This is a genomic window from Alteromonas sp. 4NH20-0104 (assembly GCF_057547795.1).
The window spans coordinates 16,443-38,455 of the sequence record NZ_BAAJLP010000030.1 but is presented as its reverse complement, the minus strand read 5'-3'; the positions used below and the strand labels follow the sequence as shown (position 1 = coordinate 38,455).

20 protein-coding genes are annotated in these 22,013 nt (G+C 49.7%); 9 read left to right on the top strand and 11 right to left on the bottom strand.

The genetic code is table 11. From position 1 onward, the window contains the following. Positions 1 to 27: 27 nt before the first annotated feature. The 8 genes from AC27IB_RS18585 to AC27IB_RS18550 all read right to left on the bottom strand — a co-directional run bounded on the left by AC27IB_RS18585 (position 28) and on the right by AC27IB_RS18550 (position 8,699). The gene (locus AC27IB_RS18585) at positions 28 to 1,875 is read right to left on the bottom strand and encodes an alkaline phosphatase PhoX (protein ID WP_296047976.1); all 1,848 of its coding nucleotides are present in this window, start codon (positions 1,873 to 1,875) and stop codon (positions 28 to 30) included. 544 nt (positions 1,876 to 2,419) lie between these two features. Next, on the bottom strand, positions 2,420 to 2,599 hold the full coding sequence (locus AC27IB_RS18580; protein ID WP_487122807.1) for a hypothetical protein: 180 nt from the start codon (positions 2,597 to 2,599) through the stop codon (positions 2,420 to 2,422). A gap of 218 nt (positions 2,600 to 2,817) precedes the next feature. Next, positions 2,818 to 3,174 (bottom strand): 50S ribosomal protein L20, encoded by a 357-nt coding sequence (rplT, locus tag AC27IB_RS18575; RefSeq protein WP_296053278.1) that lies wholly within the window; start codon positions 3,172 to 3,174, stop codon positions 2,818 to 2,820. A 17-nt stretch (positions 3,175 to 3,191) separates the two neighbouring features. Further along, on the bottom strand, positions 3,192 to 3,389 hold the full coding sequence (gene rpmI, locus AC27IB_RS18570; RefSeq protein ID WP_012518091.1) for a 50S ribosomal protein L35: 198 nt from the start codon (positions 3,387 to 3,389) through the stop codon (positions 3,192 to 3,194). 120 nt (positions 3,390 to 3,509) lie between these two features. Then, positions 3,510 to 4,049: a translation initiation factor IF-3 gene (gene infC / locus AC27IB_RS18565; RefSeq protein WP_296053313.1), complete on the bottom strand. Its 540-nt coding sequence runs from the start codon at positions 4,047 to 4,049 to the stop codon at positions 3,510 to 3,512. Between the two features lie 132 nt (positions 4,050 to 4,181). Continuing rightward, entirely contained in the window at positions 4,182 to 6,098 is a 1,917-nt protein-coding gene (thrS, locus tag AC27IB_RS18560) for a threonine--tRNA ligase (RefSeq protein WP_487122804.1), read from the bottom strand. A gap of 245 nt (positions 6,099 to 6,343) precedes the next feature. Then, complete coding sequence (rluF, locus tag AC27IB_RS18555; RefSeq protein ID WP_487122802.1) at positions 6,344 to 7,084, bottom strand: 23S rRNA pseudouridine(2604) synthase RluF; 741 nt, start codon at positions 7,082 to 7,084, stop codon at positions 6,344 to 6,346. A gap of 136 nt (positions 7,085 to 7,220) precedes the next feature. Beyond that, positions 7,221 to 8,699: an SLC13 family permease gene (locus AC27IB_RS18550; RefSeq protein ID WP_487122800.1), complete on the bottom strand. Its 1,479-nt coding sequence runs from the start codon at positions 8,697 to 8,699 to the stop codon at positions 7,221 to 7,223. Between the two features lie 174 nt (positions 8,700 to 8,873). Here AC27IB_RS18550 and AC27IB_RS18545 point away from each other — a divergent pair, with 174 nt between their 5' ends. Then, a complete protein-coding gene (locus tag AC27IB_RS18545; RefSeq protein ID WP_296053309.1) occupies positions 8,874 to 9,773 on the top strand; it encodes a fructosamine kinase family protein in 900 nt (299 codons plus the stop codon). A 10-nt stretch (positions 9,774 to 9,783) separates the two neighbouring features. Continuing rightward, on the top strand, positions 9,784 to 10,818 hold the full coding sequence (locus tag AC27IB_RS18540) for a DUF3080 family protein (RefSeq protein WP_487122798.1): 1,035 nt from the start codon (positions 9,784 to 9,786) through the stop codon (positions 10,816 to 10,818). 8 nt (positions 10,819 to 10,826) lie between these two features. Here the strand turns inward: AC27IB_RS18540 and AC27IB_RS18535 are convergent, their stop codons facing one another. Continuing rightward, positions 10,827 to 11,462 carry a CPBP family glutamic-type intramembrane protease gene (locus AC27IB_RS18535; protein WP_487122796.1) on the bottom strand — a complete coding sequence of 212 codons (636 nt, stop codon included), beginning with the start codon at positions 11,460 to 11,462 and terminating at the stop codon, positions 10,827 to 10,829. 320 nt (positions 11,463 to 11,782) lie between these two features. Further along, positions 11,783 to 12,724: a hydrogen peroxide-inducible genes activator gene (locus AC27IB_RS18530; protein ID WP_296050801.1), complete on the bottom strand. Its 942-nt coding sequence runs from the start codon at positions 12,722 to 12,724 to the stop codon at positions 11,783 to 11,785. A gap of 136 nt (positions 12,725 to 12,860) precedes the next feature. Between AC27IB_RS18530 and AC27IB_RS18525 the strand changes: the two genes are divergently transcribed. The 7 genes from AC27IB_RS18525 (at position 12,861) to AC27IB_RS18495 (ending at position 20,402) form a co-directional block, all read left to right on the top strand. Next, positions 12,861 to 13,520, top strand: coding sequence for a carbonic anhydrase (locus AC27IB_RS18525; protein WP_296050803.1), 660 nt, complete (start codon positions 12,861 to 12,863; stop codon positions 13,518 to 13,520). A 15-nt stretch (positions 13,521 to 13,535) separates the two neighbouring features. Next, complete coding sequence (locus AC27IB_RS18520) at positions 13,536 to 15,068, top strand: SulP family inorganic anion transporter (RefSeq protein ID WP_296050806.1); 1,533 nt, start codon at positions 13,536 to 13,538, stop codon at positions 15,066 to 15,068. A gap of 232 nt (positions 15,069 to 15,300) precedes the next feature. Beyond that, complete coding sequence (locus AC27IB_RS18515) at positions 15,301 to 15,963, top strand: carbonic anhydrase (protein ID WP_296050809.1); 663 nt, start codon at positions 15,301 to 15,303, stop codon at positions 15,961 to 15,963. A gap of 19 nt (positions 15,964 to 15,982) precedes the next feature. Next, the gene (locus tag AC27IB_RS18510; RefSeq protein ID WP_296050811.1) at positions 15,983 to 17,629 is read left to right on the top strand and encodes a SulP family inorganic anion transporter; all 1,647 of its coding nucleotides are present in this window, start codon (positions 15,983 to 15,985) and stop codon (positions 17,627 to 17,629) included. A gap of 130 nt (positions 17,630 to 17,759) precedes the next feature. Further along, the gene (locus tag AC27IB_RS18505) at positions 17,760 to 18,581 is read left to right on the top strand and encodes a MurR/RpiR family transcriptional regulator (RefSeq protein WP_296050814.1); all 822 of its coding nucleotides are present in this window, start codon (positions 17,760 to 17,762) and stop codon (positions 18,579 to 18,581) included. A gap of 104 nt (positions 18,582 to 18,685) precedes the next feature. Continuing rightward, positions 18,686 to 19,651, top strand: a complete 966-nt coding sequence (locus AC27IB_RS18500) for an ATP-binding cassette domain-containing protein (protein ID WP_296050816.1) — start codon at positions 18,686 to 18,688, stop codon at positions 19,649 to 19,651. After that, complete coding sequence (locus AC27IB_RS18495; protein WP_487122791.1) at positions 19,635 to 20,402, top strand: ABC transporter permease; 768 nt, start codon at positions 19,635 to 19,637, stop codon at positions 20,400 to 20,402. The genes AC27IB_RS18500 and AC27IB_RS18495 overlap by 17 nt, the downstream gene beginning before the upstream one ends. A gap of 129 nt (positions 20,403 to 20,531) precedes the next feature. Here the strand turns inward: AC27IB_RS18495 and AC27IB_RS18490 are convergent, their stop codons facing one another. Next, positions 20,532 to 21,836: an MFS transporter gene (locus AC27IB_RS18490; RefSeq protein WP_487122789.1), complete on the bottom strand. Its 1,305-nt coding sequence runs from the start codon at positions 21,834 to 21,836 to the stop codon at positions 20,532 to 20,534. Between the last annotated feature and the right edge of the window lie 177 nt (positions 21,837 to 22,013).

Here is a 22,013-nt window from a genome sequence, read left to right as displayed (position 1 = left end):
ACCCGGACAAATTGGACAGAGTTTTACTTACTTCTGAGCAGGCTCATACATCCACAGGGTATTGTTTTCCTGGAAGCCATCTTCGCCAATCAGAATACGGCCATCGTTCATTACGATAACGTTATCTGGCTGCGACAGCTGGTCCACATCACAACGCTCTGCACCGGTCAGGCTTGAACGGTAAGTAGAACCCATTACCACAGGCTCAATGCGAGAGATGTTGTAGTTCTCGCCAAGACGAGCACGGTAAACACCACCACAGTCTTTAACACGGGTAGACAGCTGCATGTCACCTTCACCGTCGATCATGGTGTTATCGATGTCAGAGATACCGATATAAACGTAAGCGTCAGTCACGATTTCGTCAGCAATAGTATCTACGCCTTCAACCGCTTCTTTCGCACGCTTGTGGTTTACCGAGATACCTTCCAGCTTGCGCCATTCAGCAGTCGCGCCCAGCGCTTTAGCCGCAGCACGTGATTCAAGGAAGGCTACACGGTCATCCATTGGCTGACCGGCAGTCACTTTACCACCGCCGTTAGCAACGGTTGGGTAAGTGGCATCACCATTGGCCCAGGCTGCAACATCGGCCAGCGTGATATAAGAACTTTCGCCGTCAACGTAATCGTCGGTACCAATGCCATTGTATTCGTCAATCCAGGCGCGGATGGTCAGGTTGTCACCACTGGCCAGCTCTACCCACTCAACATCAAAGCCAGTAGTAGCCGGATCGTTCTGGCCCACATCCTGAGTAAGTTTGGCGCCGTACAAGGTACCGGCACTTAAATCTTCAGCAACGTCAGCAACAAATTTAAACAACACACCACCGGTATCGTCCTGAGACAGGTATACAGTGCGGCCATCAGGCATGACTGTTGAGTTTTCGTGCTCATAACGGCCCATCGCAAGGTGCTTAACAATAACTGGCTCATCGGCAGCAGGCTCAGTGACTTCAGCAATGTAGCCGTAGTTATAAGGATTGGGTACGTCTGGTGCGGTCATTTCCCACATGCGGCCGATACGTGCGTTGGTAGCCACTTCATTAGGATCATTCCAGCTGGCATCAGTGGTGCTGTCGACAGTTGAATCAACTACCCACTCTTCTGAAGTCAGTGGTGTGCCCCACGGTGACATTGAACCAAAGCAGTTAGCGGCAGTGCCCCATACAGGCGAGAAGTCAAGCATCATAACATCGGTAACAGTCCACATGCCCTGCTCGTCACGTTCGATCTGCATACGGCTCATGCCGCCTGGCAGCTCTTCCCAGTTTGAAAACAGGTAGCCCTGGCCTTCGCCGGTAGGCAGGAAGCCGTTAAAGTCAGGCATGTCGTTTTCCAGTACCAGCGTCCCGCCGTCAAGGGTATAAATGTGACCCAGACCTTCAGGCAGCTCACCGTTGTATGTATCGCCGGTCTGACCCAGTACCTGATACTGACCAATAGCAGTAGTCACCAGCTCTTTTTCTTCCTGTGAAGCAGGTACCGGTGAATCCGGTAACGTAGCGGGCAGATTATTAAAGTTTACGCCGGCCAGTACACCCACGGTGCCGGTGTTAATGGGCATGCTGTTAATGCTGTTAGTAGCGGTATTGGTGCCTGATGGGTGCTGCACGTTAAAGAACAGATCGCCCTCATCAGTCAAAAAGATACCGGTGACTTCCGCGCCCAGAGGTACGGTAGCGATACGGGTTAATTTACCTACTGAATCGCCACTCTCGCCCTGCGGGCCTTGTTCGCCGGGTGCCCCCTGTGGGCCTTCAGCACCAGTTGCTCCATCAACGCCGTCGTCACCGTCCAGTGAACAGGCTGATAATCCCATTGCAATGGCGAACGCCAGCGCAGAATAACGAATACCGCGAAATAGTTCTTTTTGCATTATTTTTTCCATCTTGTGTGTGCATGAATACAGCGGCCTGAGTGCTATACCCGGATTAATTTTGCGCCAACAGCTTGAACACAAGGTGTGAAAATGCGGTGACAACCACATGACAAATGGGTGAAGGTTTTATTAATACAAGATGATAATCAGCAAGATATACCAATCCGCACAGTAGTTTACCCTCTCAGAGTGAGACAAAACGACTTAGATCACGACGCGTTCTCTGCGGCATAGTCATTCTATGTCCAGAGGACGCAACACAGATGTAAGTCGTTTTAGCCACTCCCTTTGGGCAAGGCTGTCAGACTTTCTGGCGTTGTTACGCTTGCTTGATTTGGAACCACCAAACCTGTGCAACCAAGCCTAGCCAGAAAACCTGACAGTCTTGCTGAGAGGGTAAACTACTGTGCGGATTGGTATTATAAAAGCATTTCGATGAGTAGGCAGGCCAGCAGCCATGCGGCATACGCCTTTCTTGAACAGGTATTATTGCCGCTGGTATTTTTTTGTGAGAAATCGTTTTTATCAGCGGTTCAAAAAACTAAGCGGCCTGTTTGCTGGCATTAAAGCCTTCAATAAAGCCACTGACAAAATCAGGGCCGGCTAGCCCAACCAGCAGACATAAGGCAAATATCAGCATCATATTGCGGTTATTTTTTCTGTAGCCCAGAGTCATCAAAACAATAAACAGAATAAGGCCGCTAATTTCCAGGTAGACCATGGTTAAATCCTTTTAACTTGCTGTGATATTAAGGTAAATAGCATGTCTGACAATTTTACTGCATTGGCGGGCTTTGATATTTAGCTGCAGCGCTAGTATTGCCGTTTTTGCTTTTGGCCGTCAAGTTGGCCTGCTGAGGATTTTTCTTGCAGAAACGAAAAACGGCGAGCATCCTGCTCGCCGTTTTCCGAAAGAACTTAAACTTAATTAGTTAATAATTAAGCTAATGCGCCTTTAGCCGCATTGACTAATGCACTGAAAGCCGCTTTGTCATGTACTGCGATGTCGGCAAGGATCTTACGATCGATTTCAACAGACGCTTTCTTCAGACCGTTAATGAAACGGCTGTATGACATGCCATTTTGACGAGCCGCAGCATTGATACGTGCAATCCACAGTTGGCGGAATTGACGTTTACGCTGACGACGGTCGCGATAAGCATATTGACCAGCTTTAGTTACAGCCTGTACCGCTACGCGATAAACACGTGAACGAGCACCGTAATAACCTTTAGCTTGTTTTAAAACTTTTTTGTGACGAGCACGTGCGATAGTGCCGCGTTTAACTCTTGCCATTATTCAGTCTCCCAGTCTTAAACGTAAGGCAGCATGCGCTGTACTAATTTAGTATCAGAGTCATGAACCAGTTTTTTGCCACGCAGGTGACGTTTACGCTTAGAGCTCTTCTTAGTCAGAATGTGACGTAAGTGAGACTGTTTGCTTTTAAAGCGGCCTGAGCCCGTTTTCTTGAAACGTTTGGCAGCACCACTAACAGTTTTCATTTTAGGCATTGCTAAAACTCCGCATTGTTTAGGGTTGGTTACTCAGATGTGCAGTCATCTTATGAACCAGTTAATGTTTGCAGCAGGGTGTTTTGGGGTGCAGACTCCCAAAAACTTTAAAGACCACTACTACTTCTTAAGTGGGGCGAGCACCATGATCATCTGACGGCCTTCCACACGACGTGGGAAAGACTCGCAGTTAGCAATCTCTTCTAAATCAACTTTAACGCGGTTTAAAAGTTCAATGCCAATCTCTTGGTGAGCCATTTCACGTCCGCGGAAACGGATCGTGACTTTGGCTTTATCGCCACCTTCCAGAAAGCGACGCAGGTTGCGCAGTTTTACCTGGTAATCGCCTTCATCAGTGCCAGGGCGAAATTTAATCTCCTTGACCTGAATTTGCTTCTGTTTTTTCTTTTGCTCTTTCTGAGCCTTCGATTTTTCGAAGAGGAACTTGCCGTAGTCCATGACTTTACAGACTGGCGGCTCAGCGTTCGGACTAATTTCAACAAGATCTAAACTTGCTGCTTCAGCAGTACTCGTTGCTTCGCTAAGCGATACAACGCCTAACTGGCTTCCATCAGCGCCGATTAAGCGCACTTCTCTTGCAGTGATTTCATCGTTAATCCGGGCTTTGTCACCCTGAGCCTTATTGTTAGCGCCTTTAATGTGCTATTCCTCCAACTTCTTTAATCTTTACCTGACTTCCCATTCTCAAAAATTTATCAAGAAATCAGACATTTGCATATATGCATAATACAACGACAGCCACGCTGCATAATTAGATGCGCGAGTATACCGTTATTTGATGATTTTTCCAGCGATTTCTTCATTCGCCATCGCAATAAAGTCTTCTACCGGCATACTGCCTAAGTCTTCACCACGACGAGAGCGAACAGCAACCTTCCCTGCTTCCATCTCTTTATCGCCAACCACCAGCATATAGGGTACGCGTTTTAGCGTATGTTCTCGAATTTTAAAACCAATTTTCTCATTTCTCAAGTCAGTCTTCACTCTGAAGCCCTGAGATTGCAAAGAATCGACTACTTGTTGAGCATATTCAGCCTGATTATCGGTAATGTTCATCACGACCATTTGCTTCGGTGCCAGCCACAATGGGAAGAATCCGGCATAGTCTTCTGTCAGGATCCCGATGAAGCGCTCCAGCGAGCCCAGTACCGCGCGGTGGATCATTACCGGTACTTTACGCTCACCGTCTTCGGCAACATATGACGATCCCAGACGACCCGGCATGGAGAAGTCGGCCTGAACCGTACCGCACTGCCATGCACGATCTAAACAGTCATACAATGTGAATTCGATTTTCGGGCCATAAAATGCGCCTTCGCCAGGCAGATATTTAAATTCAATATCCTTACTGTGCAGCGCATCGGCCAGCGCTTTCTCGGCTTTATCCCAAATTTCGTCACTCCCTACACGCTTTTCCGGACGGGTAGACAGTTTCACTTCAATTTTCTCAAAGCCGAACGTGCGATAGGCATCGTAAATCATATCGATACATTTACACACCTCATCCAGCATTTGCTCTTCTGTACAGAAGATGTGTGCATCGTCCTGAGTAAAGCCACGAACACGCATTAAGCCGTGTAATGCACCCGACGGCTCATTACGGTGGCAACAGCCAAACTCAGCCATTCTCAGTGGCAGGTCACGGTAAGACTTCAGCCCCTGGTTAAAGATTTGCACGTGGCCGGGGCAGTTCATCGGCTTAATGGCATATTCACGCTTTTCTGATTCGGTGGTGAACATGTTTTCGGCGTATTTATCCCAGTGACCGGATTTTTCCCACAACACACGGTCCATCATCAACGGACCTTTTACTTCGTCGTAAGCATATTTACGCAGCATGTCGCGTACGTACTTTTCCAGTTCGGTGTAGATTGCCCAGCCATCGTTGTGCCAGAACACCATACCCGGTGCTTCTTCCTGCCAATGGAACAGATCCAGCGTTTTACCGATTTTACGGTGATCGCGTTTTTCGGCTTCTTCCAGGCGGGTTAGATAGGCTTTTAACTGCTTCTTATCAGCCCAGGCGGTACCGTAAATACGTTGCAACATTTTGTTGTCACTGTTGCCACGCCAGTAAGCGCCGGCCACTTTCATTAATTTGAAGTGATGACAAAATTTCATGTTCGGCACGTGAGGGCCACGGCACATATCCACGTATTCTTCGTGGTGATACAGACCTGGCTTATCATCCTGGCTGATGTTTTCATCCAGAATTTCAATTTTGTACGGCTCATGACGCTCAACAAAAGCATCACGGGCTTGTTGCCAGCTAACGGTTTTCTTGACTACGTCGTAGTTAGTTTTAGCCAGCTCCAGCATGCGCTTTTCCAGCTTTTGGATATCATCCTGGGTCAGCGAGTGCTCCATGTCGATATCGTAATAAAAACCGTTGTCGATCACCGGACCAATGGCCATTTTTACGTCAGGATAGAGCTGTTTAATTGCATGCCCTAATAAGTGCGCGCAGCTGTGACGCACAATTTCCAGCCCCTCTTCGTCTTTAACGGTCAGGATTTGTAAATCGGCATCGTGTTCAATAATGTCAACCGCATCGACCAGTTCGCCGTTGACTTTACCGGCTACGGTGGCTTTCGCCAGACCAGGACCGATATCGTTAGCGACATCTAAAACTGAGACAGGGTTATCGAAGGAACGCTTGCTTCCGTCCGGAAGAGTAATAACTGGCATGAAATATCCTTACAGTGGTGACACCTACTCTGTGCCACTTGTTTTAATGTCTGAAATTAGAAAGTGTGACCCCCTGCAACCAGGGGCATTACGTGCTTCGACAAGCACTAATTTGGCTCGGATTATAACCCGTGAAACGCCACATGCAATGCTAGATTACGCAGATCGTATGTAAATCAGGCGATTCAGCACATATTGTTGGTTACCGGTGTAACTTTACCCCGTATACGCTTGATCCTAATCACCTAACTGGCCGTTTTACGAGAGCCTTTAAGGGCCTGATTTAACGTTTTTAACTCAGCCTCAGTGAGATTACGCCACTGGCCGGGTTTAAGCTTGCCTAACTCAATGTGCATGATGCGGGTCCGTTTCAGTTTGGTGACTTCATAGCCCAAAAACTCACACATGCGGCGTATCTGACGGTTGAGTCCCTGGGTCAGAATAATGTTGAATTTAAATTTACCGCGGGGAAACACCTGACAAGGTTTGGTTACCGTCCCTAATATGGGCACGCCTTTGGCCATTTTTTGTAAAAAACGCTCGCTAACCGGCTGATTAACGGTGACTTCATATTCTTTATCGTGGGCATTTTCGGCCCGCAGAATTTTATTCACAATATCACCATCGCTGGTGAGTAAAATCAGGCCTTCAGAAGGCTTATCGAGCCGTCCAATGGGAAAAATACGTTGTTTATGGCCAATCGCATCAACGATATTCCCCTTCACATGACGTTCTGTAGTGCAGGTTATACCAATGGGTTTGTTGTACACAATATAGACCCTGTCAGACTTATCCCGGGCCACCGCGCCTATTCGTTTACCGTCCACTTTAACCGTATCACCAGGCGCTACCTTAGTACCGAGTTCCGGCTTTTTATCATTGATAGTCACCCGTTGCTGTTCAATGAGTTTGTCGGCTTCACGCCGGGAGCAAAACCCCGTATCACTGATGTATTTATTGAGGCGCTTGGTATTCTCTGCGCTCATTGTTGGCCCTCTAAGCTCATTATTCACCTTAAAACAGAGGCGGCGATTGTACCGCTAAGCAAGCAGCAAAGTGTACAACATCCGTCAATCTAACGCCTGCCCTAATGCTGCAAATCAGCCAGACTCTGTTCTGGAGTTACTCACTTTTTGACAAAAACGCGGCCGGAAATCCGTTTAAGTCAAAGCCCCATAGCGCTGGTAACAACCAGTAAACAGCTAACGACAGCAGGATAATCGATATAAAATTCATCCAGATACCGGTACGAAACATGTCAGCTATTGTTAAGTACCCGGAACCAAACACAATCGCGTTTGGCGGCGTTGCTACCGGCAACATGTACGCACAGGACGCCGCCACGGTTACCGCCACCATCAGCGTATACGGATGCACATCAAGCGCCAGTGCCATGGGCGCCAGAATCGGTAACAACACCGTTGTCGTTGCCAGATTGGAGGTAATTTCGGTTAAAAAATTCACCGCGGCGATTAAAATGGCCACCAGCAAGAACAAGGGTAATGCTTCCAGCAGAATAAGGTGCTGGCCTATCCAGTTCGCCAGACCCGATTTTTGAAAACCACCAGCTATGGCAATCCCGCCACCAAATAGCACTATCGTGCCCCAGGGCATTCTTACCGCTTCTTCCCAGGTCATAATGGCATGCTGCTTATCTTTGGACGAAAACATAAACAAGCTGGCAGCAGCGGTGATGGCAATAATAGTGTCATCCAGTTGCGGCACAAAATGTTGCAGATAAGCGCGACACACCCACATCAGCGCGGTGGCCACAAACACCACTAAGACCAGTTTTTCCTCATAACTCATGGGCCCCAGTTGGTTACGCAACCTGGCTATTTCTTCGCGCCCACCGGGGAACTGACTGTCTTTACAGGCAAACGCAAAACGCGTGAGGTATACCCAGCAAATCGTCAGCAATACCACACTGATAGGGAAGCCAAACATAAACCAGGTGGCAAAGCTGATATCAATGCCATAAATCTGCTGCAGGATACCGGCTAACACCAGATTCGGCGGTGTACCGATAAGTGTGGCCATCCCGCCAATGGACGCTGAATAAGCAATCGCCAGCATCAGTGCCTTACTGAACTGCTCACCTTCTTTAGGCTTTAACGCCGAATGGCCGAGAAACTGACTGGCCACGGCAACACCTATGGGTAACATCATCACCGTTGTGGCAGTATTGGAAATCCACATCGACAAAAAAGCGGTTGAAAGCATAAAACCAAGGATAATGCGTGGCACGTTACTGCCCACTACATAGATGATATTCAGTGCAATTCGCCGGTGCAGGTTCCAGCGCTCGATGGCAATGGCCAGTATAAAACCGCCCATGTATAAGAAAATATATTTATGCCCGTAGGACGCCGTAACGTCACTGATGTTGACACCGCCGAACAGCGGTAATAACACTATGGGTAACAGAGCAGTCACGCTGATGGGGATAGCCTCGGTGATCCACCAAATTGCAACCCACAGGGTAACGGCCAGCACAGCCACGCCCTGCTGACTTAAATTGTCGGGGCTAAAGCCCAGTAAAATACTCAGAAAAACGGCAGGGCCGAGTCCTAACCCTACTTGTCTGGTTGAAAGCGCCATAAGAAGAAACAACGTATTGTTATGGTAGTAACCTGCTATAAAGACAAAAAAAGTGCCTTAAATCAAGCGTTCTCATTTGTTAAGTTGGGTGGTTTGTCGGATTCAGGCAATTATTCGTCCGCGTTGACACTGGCAAAGGTAAAAATATATTCCATACTCATGAAAAGTGTGAAGATGCATACAACCATGTGGCAATTTATCAGCGAACAAATCAGTGAGCACTCCGGCCACTTATTTGTCTGTCAGAACCGTCAACCGGTAGCCGGAGGCGATACCCATCAATGTGCGGTGATCCGTGATGACAACCAGCGCTACTTCGTAAAATACCGGAGTTTAACCTCGGTCGATAATACCGAACTGGACGCTGAGGCCGATGGTTTGAAGGCGCTTGCCAATGCCGCCAGTATTCGCACGCCAAAAGTCATTTGTTACGGCGTGCTGGAAGAAAACAATCAGCTTCACGAATATCTGGTAATGCAATATCTGAAGCTTTCACAAAGTGCAGATGAAGACTGGCTGATCTGCGGAAAACAGCTGGCCCATTTACACCGCACCACCAGTGGTCCGGAATACGGTTGGCCCCGGGATAATTACATCGGACGCTCTGTTCAGGTGAATACCGGCACCAACAGCTGGGCCACTTTCTTTGCCGAAAGCCGTATTGGCGCCATGCTGGAACTGCTGGCCAGACAAGGTCATGTCTGGTGTAACATTGATGTCTGTACCACCCGAATTTACCATTTTCTGCAGCATTATCAGCCGCAACCTTCGTTATTGCATGGCGATTTGTGGAGCGGCAACCTCGGCTTCCACCATCATCAACCAGTATTGTTCGACCCGGCCACCTACTACGGCGACCGCGAAACCGATATCGCCATGACCGAATTGTTTGGCCGCCTGCCGGACGAGTTTTACGCTGGATATAATGCGATATGGCCCCTCGATGAGGACTATCAGAGCCGCCGCAAGCTATACCAGCTTTACCACATCCTTAATCATGCCGTATTATTTGGCGGTCACTACCTGCAAGCCGCGCAGGACGACATAGTACAACTGAACCAACAATTACTTTAAGGGCAGCTCATTGCAGGAATCTGGCTGGCAGCACATTACCAGAGGGATAGCTTTTATCCTCGTTTTACTGTTTGGTGTTACAGGCTGCTCGCCCCATCAGGTGAGCGACGACATTACAGAGTATACCGACCGACTGGCCCGGGTGCTTAACACTGAGCTCGCCGCTGCGGATGATCTGCCGCCCCCCGATTATCCGCTGCGCGATACCTTGCTTGCAGAACCCGCCCCTCTGGATATTAATCTGACCCGGTTCTACCAGCTCCAGCAGTGTGAATTGGGCAACCTGGTCGCCGAGCGCAATACCGCGCTAGGTAAAGTACAGCACTTTTCTCAGCGGTTGGATTATGAACGACAATTGCTTAAAGCGTTATCCGATTGCATTAGCTTTGTGGGCAGTAAAAGCGACGAGGCTAACCGTGAATTGCTGGCCACCATGGAAATCTGGTCTGCCGCAAAACAGGCCGCCTACCCGACTCACTGGGCTAATATGCTGGTACTCAGCGAAGAAACCCGGGCGGCCTTCAGCCGGCCTCAGCCAGCGCTATTAATGGCCGACACCCTCGACATTGCCGGTCAGCTCTCAGTGTTTAAACAGCTGGACCGTTATTTATCCCCTCGCGCAAATATGACGTCCCGTCTCGAACCCGCGTTGCAAGCCATTGGCGCCACCCGCCTGCCAGCCTCAGTGTGGCAGGCCCGGCATCAGATAGCCTCGCGTCTGCCAGCGCTTACCTTACAATTAGATCCATTGCTGGCTAAAACCGCCTGCACTGACCAGGCAACGATTTTACGCAATGTGTTTTACTTGTTTTTTATTGAGCGGATCCAACCAGTGGGGGGGCGCATTAACGACTTTTATTATCAGTTCGCTCCGCTTTTCAGCAAATGGCGTAACGAGGAAGCATTGCCGCCGTCGTTCCGGCAGTTTTTAACGGCACAACACCGTGGCTTTTTAGCGTATCAGCAGGCTATGCAGGCCCATGTGAAATTATGGCAGCGATTTTTAGGCCGCTGTCATTTATCCCCCACGGCCCCAGGTGGCTGAAGGCGACTTTAAACGCTGTGTTGTAACGACAGGTAGGAGCCAAGACCGATAGTAAACAAAAAACAGCCCCACAGAGAATGTTCAATCACCACCACCGCCGTTGAGCGACTTTGCAGATACCTTACGCCGAACATCGCACCACCCACCGCCGACAACGCAACGGCCAGCCAGTTACCATAGATAGCATGGGCGAAGCCAAACAAGAAAGTGCTAGCCCCCAACCGCAATGAGTGAGTGGGCAAAATCGATTTATAGCGGTGAAAGAAAAACGTACGGTAAATAATTTCCTGCGGGATCACCGAAAACAAAGGGTACAACAGCAGTGTTAAAAGCCATAGGGAGGTTTGTTCGGCCGGCCATTGCAGAAATGACTCCGGTAACCAGAAGTATACTATGGCGGCAGTTGCCAGCGCCCAGGGTAAAAACAGGCGCAGCGAAGCTTTAAGGTGAGGTTTACCTGCCTGCCAGTTCCATAACCGGACCCGCTTAAATGTGCGGTCTGATACCAACAGCCACAAACAAACGCCGCCTACCCCGGCCAGCAACACCAACAGGTAAGGACCAAAGTGTTTTACCCCAGCCAGAAACAGCAGAGGCAACACAATGAACAGGCTGAATAATTCAAGCCAGCGTATTGTTTGCATTATCGGCGACCCACGCAAATATGAAAAAATAATGACGATACGATGAATTTTATACTATTTTGCCATGACAAACGATTAGTCAGCTTGTTTTTTATACTTTTTAACGAACAACACGACCGCGCAACCGGCCGCCGGGATGGCAAATTAACCGGGCAAAAACGATGCACAGCCGCGGGTATCGCAGAACAATTCTATAACGGAAGGAAAATCAAAGCGTTGGAGCAGCACCTGTCACCGCCTGCTCGGCAGCAATACAAGCGTTGCTAACAGAATGGGTAAAAACGAAGCCACTTTCGGTAAGGATTACCCTGTACAGCGGTTTAACTGTCTACCCTGATCGCGTGGCCCAGGGTATCAGATAAGATGCGCCGGATTTCATTACCGAGTTCGCGGAAAAACACCCGCCCTGGCGCGGTATTCCGCCACACCAGATTATGCTGACGTTCAATAGGCGTATCTTTAAGTTCGCACACATGCAGCTCGTCGGGCTGATGCAGTTCTGAGTGTACGTATAGGCCCGGTAAGAAGGCCACGCCCATGCCCATCACCACCATTTGCCTGAGCGTATCCAGACTCGTGCCCTCGTAATCCCGGGTAACCTGCGCGCCGATTTTCATACAGATCTCATGCACCTGGTGGTGGAAATGGTGCGCTTCTTCCAGCGTCAGTACCGTTTCGCCATGAATCTGCTCCGGCTCAATATAACGAAGGCCCGACAAAGGGTGGTCGCTGGGCACCACAAACTTGAGCGGTTCAATAAACAGTTTACTGGCTACCAGTTGTGAGGATTCCTGGGAACCCGGCGAAATAATGATATCAAAATGACCATCAAACAGGCCCTGCACCAGTTGAGTCGGCGCCGCTTCACGCACGTAGAACTTTAGCTTGGCGTAACGTTTATGTAATTGCGGCAGTATAAATGGCAGCAGGTACGGACCCAGCGTGGGCGGCACTCCCAGTCGGTAAGTGGTTTGATTGCCACCGGCGATATCCCGCGCTTTTTCTTCAAATCGAATGGACGACTGCAGCACATCTTCGGCCAAAGGCAACAGCGCGCGGCCCTCAGGCGACAGCAACGTACCACTACGGGAGCGTTCAAACAGCGATATGCCGAGGCTTTTCTCCAGCACATTGATTTGCGAGGTCAGGGTTGGCTGACTGATCCCTAACACCTGTGCTGCCCGGCGATAACTTAACTCCCGGGCCAGCGCGACAAAGTATCGAAACTGTGTGTAAGTCACTGACTTGGTTGACGCGACCATAAACTAAAGTCCAAATTATTGAGCCATCATATAGCCATAAACTATCACGAAGTAAACTATTTTTCTATTAACCTATCAGGTAACAATGATTTGGTATTTTATATCATTCTCTATCTTCATATTTAGGAGCGACTAAATGGACCACGTTATCTCTGGTGTTGCAAAATTCCAACAAGAAGTTTTTCCAGAAAAAAAAGCTGCATTTAAAAAGCTCGCCACGGGTCAAAATCCTGAAGTGCTTTTCATTACGTGCTCAGACTCACGTATCGACCCTAACCTGGTTACCCAAACAGAACCCGGTGACCTGTTTATCTGCCGTAACGCCGGTAACGTTGTACCGCCTCACAGCAATCAAACAGGCGGTATGACTGCTTCTATCGAATTTGCCGTGGCCGCGCTGGGCGTGACTCACATTGTAGTGTGTGGCCACTCCGACTGTGGCGCCATGAAAGGTGCTATTGCGCCGGAAGCCCTGACCTCATTGCCGCACGTAAAAGAGTGGCTGGGCCATTGCCGAGTAGCGACCGACGTAGTCAAAGAGCGTTGTGGTTGTGATTCACTGAACAAAGACGATCACCTGCAACTGGTGACTGAAGAAAACGTCGTTCAACAACTGCAACACCTGCGCACCCACCCGGCAGTAGCGGCTAAAATCGCAACCGGCCAGGTAAAACTGCACGGCTGGTTCTATAACATCGAGACGGCTGAAGTGCTTAACTACGATGAAAAAGCTGGCAAATTCGTCCCGATGGAATCGGCTTTTGATGCCGAGGAGCAACTGGTTGCCAATAAATAGCAGGGATTTTTTCTAATGAAACTGGACTTATCTTTTAGTGAAATAAAGAACGACTTACCCGCGAGTATCGTGGTGTTTTTCGTTGCTTTGCCGCTATGTCTGGGGATAGCGCTCGCCTCTGGTGCGCCACTGTTCTCAGGTATTATTGCCGGTATTGTCGGCGGTATTGTGGTTGGCCTATTCAGTGGTTCACGGCTGGGCGTTAGTGGCCCGGCTGCGGGCCTCGCAGTGATCGTATTTGATGCCATCGCTACACTGGGTAGCTGGGAATTATTCCTGGTTGCCGTGGTGTTATCCGGTGTTATTCAGCTAATTATGGGTTTCGCCCGGGCCGGCTTCATTGCGTATTTTATACCGACCTCAGTGATTACCGGTATGCTTGCCGGTATTGGTTTACTGATCATTCTTAAACAAATTCCTTACCTGTTTGGCTGGCACGCTGATTTCCTTGGCGAAGAAGCCTTTGTGCACGCGAATGGTGAGAATACCTTCTCTGCCATAGAGCACGCACTGGGACTACTGTCACCGGCCGCGATCCTGATTTCCGGCGTGTCGTTGGTGCTGTTGGTCATTTGGGACAAATTTTTAGTCCCTCGTCACAAAATCTTTCAGCTCATTCAGGGCCCGATTGTCGTAGTACTGTTAGGTATTCTGGCTTCTGTCATGATGAGTCAGGCCGGTACGCCACTGGATCCCAGTATGCTCGTCTCATTGCCGGTAATTAACAGCTTTAGCGACTTCACTCAGGAACTGGCTTTCCCCGACTTCTCACAAATGTTCAATATGGATGTGTTAACCATTGCTATTGTCATGGCAGCGGTGGCCAGTATTGAAACACTGCTGTGTGTAGAGGCTACCGATAAACTTGATCCGCAGAAAAACGTTACGCCAACCAACCGCGAGCTAAAAGCGCAGGGACTGGGCAACATTATTTCCGGTCTGGTTGGGGGGCTGCCGATTACTCAGGTGATTGTCAGAAGTTCAGCCAATATCGCGTTTGGCGGTAAAACTAAAGTGTCAGCCATTTTGCACGGTATCTTCCTGCTGGTTGCAGTGCTGGCCATTTCATCCATGCTGAATTTGATTCCGCTGGCCTCACTGGCGGCAATTTTAATAGTGGTAGGCTATAAGCTAACCAAACCGGTAATGTTTAAAGTCATGTATCAAAATGGCTGGGAGCAATTCCTGCCGTTTGTAACCACCATTGCTGTGATGATTTTTACCGACCTGTTAACCGGTGTGTTTGCTGGCCTTGGCGTGAGTATCTTCTTTACGCTGAAAAGCAGTTTCCTTAATGCGTACCAGTTTAAAGAGACCATTAACGAAGATCACGGCGAAACCACTCACCACATTGTGCTGGCCGAGGACGTATCATTTTTCAACAAGCCAAGCATTTTGAAAAAACTGAATTCGATTCCCGGTAATTCCAAAGTCGTGCTGGATTTTTCCAATACCAAATCCATTGCGTTTGACGTGAAGGAAATGATTAAGGATTATATCGACCAGGCACAAACCAAGAATATTCGGGTCGAAACCATCAAGTTTTAATCCCACGCCAGCTAAATCGGGTATCCCAACCTAGCCGATTTAACAAAGCGTCGTTAACGTAAAAGGCAGCCATCCGGCTGCCTTTTTGTTATATCTGTCCCACCTAAGTTGAAGAAAACCTCCCCTTCTTATAGCTTTTAGCTATCACGAGGTGCGCTATTCTTCTATGAGACTATAATATAACAATATTTTAACAATCATAAATCTTACAAACGACGAGGAGTTAGTTGGTATGGATCATGTCATTTCTGGCGTAGCAAAATTTCAAAAGGACGTATTTCCGGAAAAAAAAGCCGCGTTTAAGAAGCTCGCCAACGGCCAAAACCCGGAAGTGTTATTTATTACCTGTTCCGATTCACGGATCGACCCTAACCTGGTGACTCAGACCGAGCCAGGTGATTTGTTTATTTGTCGTAATGCCGGCAACGTTATCCCGCCACACAGTAACGAAACCGGCGGCATGACCGCGTCGGTCGAGTTCGCTGTTGCAGCGCTGGGCGTTACGCACATTGTAATTTGTGGCCATTCTGACTGCGGCGCAATGAAAGGGGCTATCAACCCTGAAGGTTTATCCGCCCTGCCTCACGTAAAAGAATGGTTGGGCCACTGCCGGGTAGCCACAGAAGTAGTCAAAGAGAAATGCGGCTGTGACGACCTGAATGCTGAGGACCACCTGCAGTTAGTCACCGAAGAAAACGTGGTTCAACAGTTACAGCACATCAAGACGCATCCTGCGGTCGCGGCCAAAATTGCCACCGGTCAGGTAAAACTGCATGGCTGGTTTTACAACATTGAAACCGCAGAAGTCACCTGCTACCAGGAAGAAACCGGCGAGTTCGGCACGATGGACGAGAAATATACCGCTGAGCTGGTGTCTAAACACAAAGAATCCTAACCAGAGTTAAGGAAAAGTCATGAAGAACTTGTTTGCTAATGTTCGTGGCGATATCACCGGTGGTATAACCGCCGGTGTTGTAGCGCTGCCGCTGGCACTGGCACTGGGTGTGGCATCCGGTGTTGGCCCTATGGCAGGTATGTACGGCGCTATTGCAGTGGGCTTTTTTGCAGCATTGTTTGGTGGTACCCCGTCACAAATCTCCGGTCCAACCGGCCCCATGGTAGTCGTACTGGCAGGGTTATTTGCCAGCTTATCCGGCAACGTAGAACTTATCTTCACCGCGGTTTTACTCGCCGGTCTGTTTCAGATCCTGTTTGGTTTTCTGGGCATCGGGAACTATATCCGACTGGTGCCCTACCCGGTAATTTCCGGCTTTATGTCGGGGATTGGTGCGATTATTATCATCCTCCAAATTGGCCGCTTATTAGGCCATGAACCACCAGGCGGCACTTTAGGTGCGCTGGGTTATATTCCTACCGCCCTGGCAGACATTAATTTTGCCACACTGGCTTTGGGAGTCGGTACGCTGGTGATAGCCTATAAATGGCCTGCCAGCCTGGGTAAATATGTACCAGGCGCACTGGCTGCGTTAATTATCGGTACCCTTGTCAGCCTGTTTATTACCAATGTCCCCATTTTAGGCGACATTCCAACGGGCTTACCGAGTCTGCATTTACCCACGTTTGAAAGTTCCACCTTGTTGTTAGTACTGGAAGCGGCGTTTATTCTGGCGATTCTTGGCGCCATAGATAGTCTGTTAACGTCACTGGTTGCCGACAACATGACCCGTACCCGTCATGACAGTTCAAAAGAACTTATTGGTCAGGGTATCGGTAACACCGTTGCAGGCTTAATTGGTGGTATCGCTGGTGCGGGTGCGACTATGCGTACCGTGGTAAATATCCGCAGCGGGGGTAAAGAGCGTTTATCAGGGATGGTGCATGCAATGGTGCTACTCGCCGTTGTAATGGGCCTGAGTCCTCTGGCCAGCGCAATCCCTCATGCCGTGCTTGCCGGTATTCTGGTAAAAGTGGGTCTGGATATTGTTGACTGGAGCTACCTGAAACGGGCTCACAGTGGTCCTCGCTGGGACTTCGCGCTGATGTTGCTGGTATTGGGTCTGACCGTATTTGTTGACCTAATTACCGCAGTTGGTGTGGGTGTGGTATTAGCTGCGCTGGCTTATGTTCGTCAGATTGCGCAGCTGCAAATTGAAGAACTGAAAAAAATTCCGGATACCCTTAACGATCCTAAAGAAAACGCCCTGCTGGAGAAAGCTAAAGGCAAAATCAGCATCTTTAGTTTTGGCGGTCCGTTAAGCTTTGGGGCAGCGGCCGACCTGGGACACCATGTTCGCGAATGGGTAAAACCAGGCTCCAGGGTGCTCATTCTGGACTTTTCCAGGGTACCCACCATGGACGTGTCAGCTTCAATGGCCGTTGAAACGGTAACGTCGGATGCGAAAAACTCCGGTCGGCAACTGATGGTTTGTGGTGCGTCCGATAAAGTACGGGAAGTGCTGGATAATGTTAACGCTTCTTCGGCGGAAATACTTACCTACCCCACGTTACTTGAAGCTTTGGAATCGGCAGTGTCGATTATCGAGGATAGTGGAAAAAAGTCGCCAAAGCATGATGGCAGCTCCACGCTCTCCCATGCTTAACGCTTAATCCCCCTATGCAAAGAGAGCGCCGGTTGGCGCTCTCTTTTTTCAGGCAACGAAAAACAGATACCCCTTTGCCAGTTTGTCCGCTACACTAATTATGAAATACACGTAATTGCTGGACTTAGAAGTGGCTGATAATAATGGTGTTTTAGCGCGAATTCGTGACAAGTATACCGACTTGTCGCCCTCTGCCCGGGCTATCGCTAATTACCTTCAACAGTTTCCGCTGACCATCATCAGCGACTCCACTGCCGAAATTGCAGCAAAAACCAATACCTCCAAAGCCACCGTTAGCCGCTTGTTTCGTCAATTAGGCTATGCGTCCCATCAGGATGCCAAACAGGATGTGGTACTTCAGCGCGATGCCGGAATTCCGGTTAAGCAAACCCTGACTCAGCATGATTACATTGCCGCCGAGCTCGGTAACCTGCAGCGCACCCTGGAGTCCATTCCGGCCGAGGAGATTAACCAAATCGCGGCCATCCTGGCCGAGGCGCCGCGGATAACCCTGATTGGCTATCGCAACAGTTATCCGGTGGCCTTGCACTGCCGTCAGCAGCTTAAGCAGATCCGCCCCAATGTACGGTTACTCCCTCAGCCCGGACAAAGTCTGAGTGAAGACTTAATGGATTTGGCGGAAGATGAGGTGATTGTAGTGTTTGGTTTTCGCCGTCGACCACGTATTTTTGCCCGTATGATTGATGCATTGCCGCCAGAGCGAACCATATTACTGACCGACCCTACCGGGCAGGTATATCAGGACCGCGTTGGCCATACGCTGGTGTGTCAGTTGGGTAACCAGTTTGCTTTCGACAGTTACGCCGCACCAATGAGTCTGGTATCCGTACTGTGTAATCAGGCCTACACTTTGTTAGGTGACGAGGGCGATCACCGGGTATCCACTATCAGTCAGCTTTATGCCCAAATGGGTGAACTCGATCCCGAATAGCCGGCAATAATTCATATCCTGAAACATTCATTATTTTGCATTATGCCAACAGTTGGGTAATCTGACAGTCACCACATTAATCACTCTTACAGGGGTCAGTAAGGATGCTGAGCCAATCCGAAAACCGCGGCGAACATGCCCTGGTGCTGAATCAAATTAGCAAAGCCTATGCCGATAAAACGGTGTTAAATCAGCTCAATCTGACCGTACCTTTTGGCAGTGTATTTGCGTTTCTGGGCAATAATGGCGAAGGGAAATCCACGACTATTCGGGTGCTCACCGGTCTGGAAGCGCCCGACAATGGCAGTGTCTCTATTTGTGGTGAATCCCTTTATGGCCGCCGCAAAGTCCCCTTGCCCGGCACGTCCAGGGTGGTCCCTGACTACCGTATTTTAGCCAGGCTTGGCGGCCTGATCGAAGCGCCCAGCCTCTACCCAAACTTAACGGCCGAGGAGTTTCTGGGGATCGGATGCCGTATTAAACGCCTGCCCAAAACGGAAATCCGACGGGTATTGTCGGTCGTCTCAATGCTGGACGCTGCTAAACGCGTGATTGCGCAATTTTCACTGGGCATGAAACAACGACTGGCGATTGCCCATACGCTGCTAGGTGACCCCGAGGTACTGATCCTTGATGAGCCCACCAATGGCCTTGACCCCAGCGGCATAAGGGATATCCGGGAATTGCTAAAAGCACTGCCGGCCACGACCGGCACCACGGTGTTTTTTTCTACTCATAACCTCGATGAAGTGGAAAAAATGGCCAGCCGTTTTGCGGTGTTAAAAGACGGCGGAATTCGTTTTGAGTCTGATATCAGCACCTGGCAATCAGCCCAGCAGTTCAATATGAGTCTGGAAGTCGCCGATGCCGAAGCGGCGCAGACCGTGCTACAACAACATGGGTATACCAGTAAAACCATCAATAACACCCTGGTGCAGGTTGAACATCTGGCCCGTTATGAGCAACCTCAATTGCATGCCGTGCTGGTCCGGGCAGGCATTGAACTGTTTCAATCCTATCAAAATAAACGCTCTTTAGAACAGTGGTTCACCAATGAAAATACTGACTGACACCGTGGGGCACACGGCTGACCTGCTGAGGGTGGAAACCCTGAAACTCAAGCGAACCTCGACCCTGCTGATGGTGTTCGCCCTGCCGCTGTTGGTGGTGCTGTTTTGTATGGGGCTGGCCCTTAAATCCCAGGACGTCAGTCAGTTCGACGCAGAAGCATGGCAAAAATGGTGGATGGGCGTTTTGGCATTGTGGAGCTATTTTATGCTGCCATTGTTTATTGCCCTGATCACCGGCGCCATTAACGGTAATGAACATAAAAACGAGGGCTGGCGGTTAATGCTGGCGCTGCCGGTGAATCTGAGCTCGCTCTATTTTGCCAAGCTCCTGCTTGGCGCCCTGCTCAACGTGATTGCTATGGGATGGCTGTGGCTAAGCGGTGTACTGGCTACGTTTGTGATAAGCGCATTCGGCGCGCCGCCGCCCCCTGATTTCGGTATGCAATTACTGGAGGCATTGCCTGTTCTGGCACTCACTTGCCTGCCGGTATTAGTCATTCAACATGCCCTGAGCTGGCGTTTTGGTAATATAATCGTGCCCCTCTCGGTGGCGGTTATTGCCACCATGGGCATTGTACAAATTGGCAGTTCACAATACTGGGTCTGGTATCCCTGGAGCTATATGATGACGTCTGCACTCGCTGGCAGCGGGGAAATACGTGAGCTCGCTCTGTGGTTGTCGCTGGCGGTAACAGCGGGACTTTTCTTGTTAAGTGTCCTGACCGCTGCGGCTAATAAACGCGCCGGTTAATCGCTAGTCGCCCCGAAATGGTTTAGCCATCTCAAGGGCAATCCAGGCCACCAACCCGACACATCAGCGCAGCAGTAAGTGTGGTTGCTTATTGCAATCGCTTTATGCGGGCCTGCGTCTATTAGCTTATCAGTCCACCCCCGCCTTCTCCGGCTGTACCGGTGTGTCCTGATGGGGGACATCTTGCAGGGGGACATGCTCGGTGCGCGGATCAATCTCAAACGCCATGGGCGTAGTAATACCGGCTGACGGCTGAAACGTAGGATGCGTGTCACTGGTATCGGGCAGGATGTGGCTACGACGGCGCAGAATAACAATGCCTGCAAATAACAGCAGAAAAAATGTCATGTAAGCATACAGTCCTTTTGCGCCCATGATCCCCATCAGATAAGCAGCTAACGGCCCACCAATGGCAGAGCTGATACCGTACGTGATCAGCATTCCACTGCCGATGGGCAGAAAATCCTTCGCCGTGGCATTGTCATTCACATGGGCCAGACAAATCGCGTAAGAGGTCATACAGGTACCGCCCCAGAAAAACGCCAGTAGCGCCGCCGGCCAGCCAGCAAAACCAGACCAATAGGACGCCACAACAATGGCCAGTGATATCATTGCGCCCGCCAGCGCATTGTAAATTAAAATGATTCGGCGGTCGTAACGGTCAGAGAAACGCCCTACCGGGATCTGAAAACAGGCGCCCCCCAGAACCGTGGCCGACATAAACATTGCCAGTTGAGCATTGGTAAAGTTGCTCTCGGCGGCATACACCGGCCCGAGCGACCAAAAAGCCCCCGTCACCAGGCCCAGAATTACCGCACCTATCATGGCGATGTGCGAATGCTGCCAGACCTTTTTAAAACTCACCCGGACACTGTTTACTTTCGCCGGGGCCAGCGACAGCGTGAGCGATACCGGTATAATCGACAATGCAATAAAGATGGCGGCAATACTAAACAGTAACGGATAACTGACATCCGCTAACAGCAGTAACTGTTGAGCCAGGGTGATCATCAACAAGTTCAGCATTGAGTAAAATGATAAAATCGTACCGCGGTTGGTTGCATCAGCGCGCTCATTGAGCCAGCTCTCAATAATCATATACAGCCCGGAGACCCCTGCCCCCAGAGCAAATCGCAGTAGCAGCCACAGCACCAGCGACTGTAACCAGGCAAACAGCAACGTGAAAATAAGATAAGCACAGGCCAGCACCGCAAAACCACGGATATGACCCACCCGCTTCAGTACATAAGGCGTCGCCAGACAACCGCCGATGATCCCAAGAAAATAGGCCGAGCCGGTTAACGCCACTTCAACGGCAGAAAAACCGAGCTGATTGGCGGCCACGGGCAATAGCGTTAACAGTAAGCCATGACCGAGCAGTAACAGCGCATCAGACAACAACAGTGCAGAAATTGGCAGCAGTGAACGAACCATAAAAATCAGTCACGCGCAGAAGAGTGATAACTTTACGATACAGACTGCGCGCAAAATTGCCAAGATGCTCAGCACTTTTGCCACTGGCAATTTAAGCACCTTGCCACGACCAACCACTAAACGCGCAAAACACTCCTCTTTCGTTAACATAAAACACAACTTGTTAACAAACGTTTC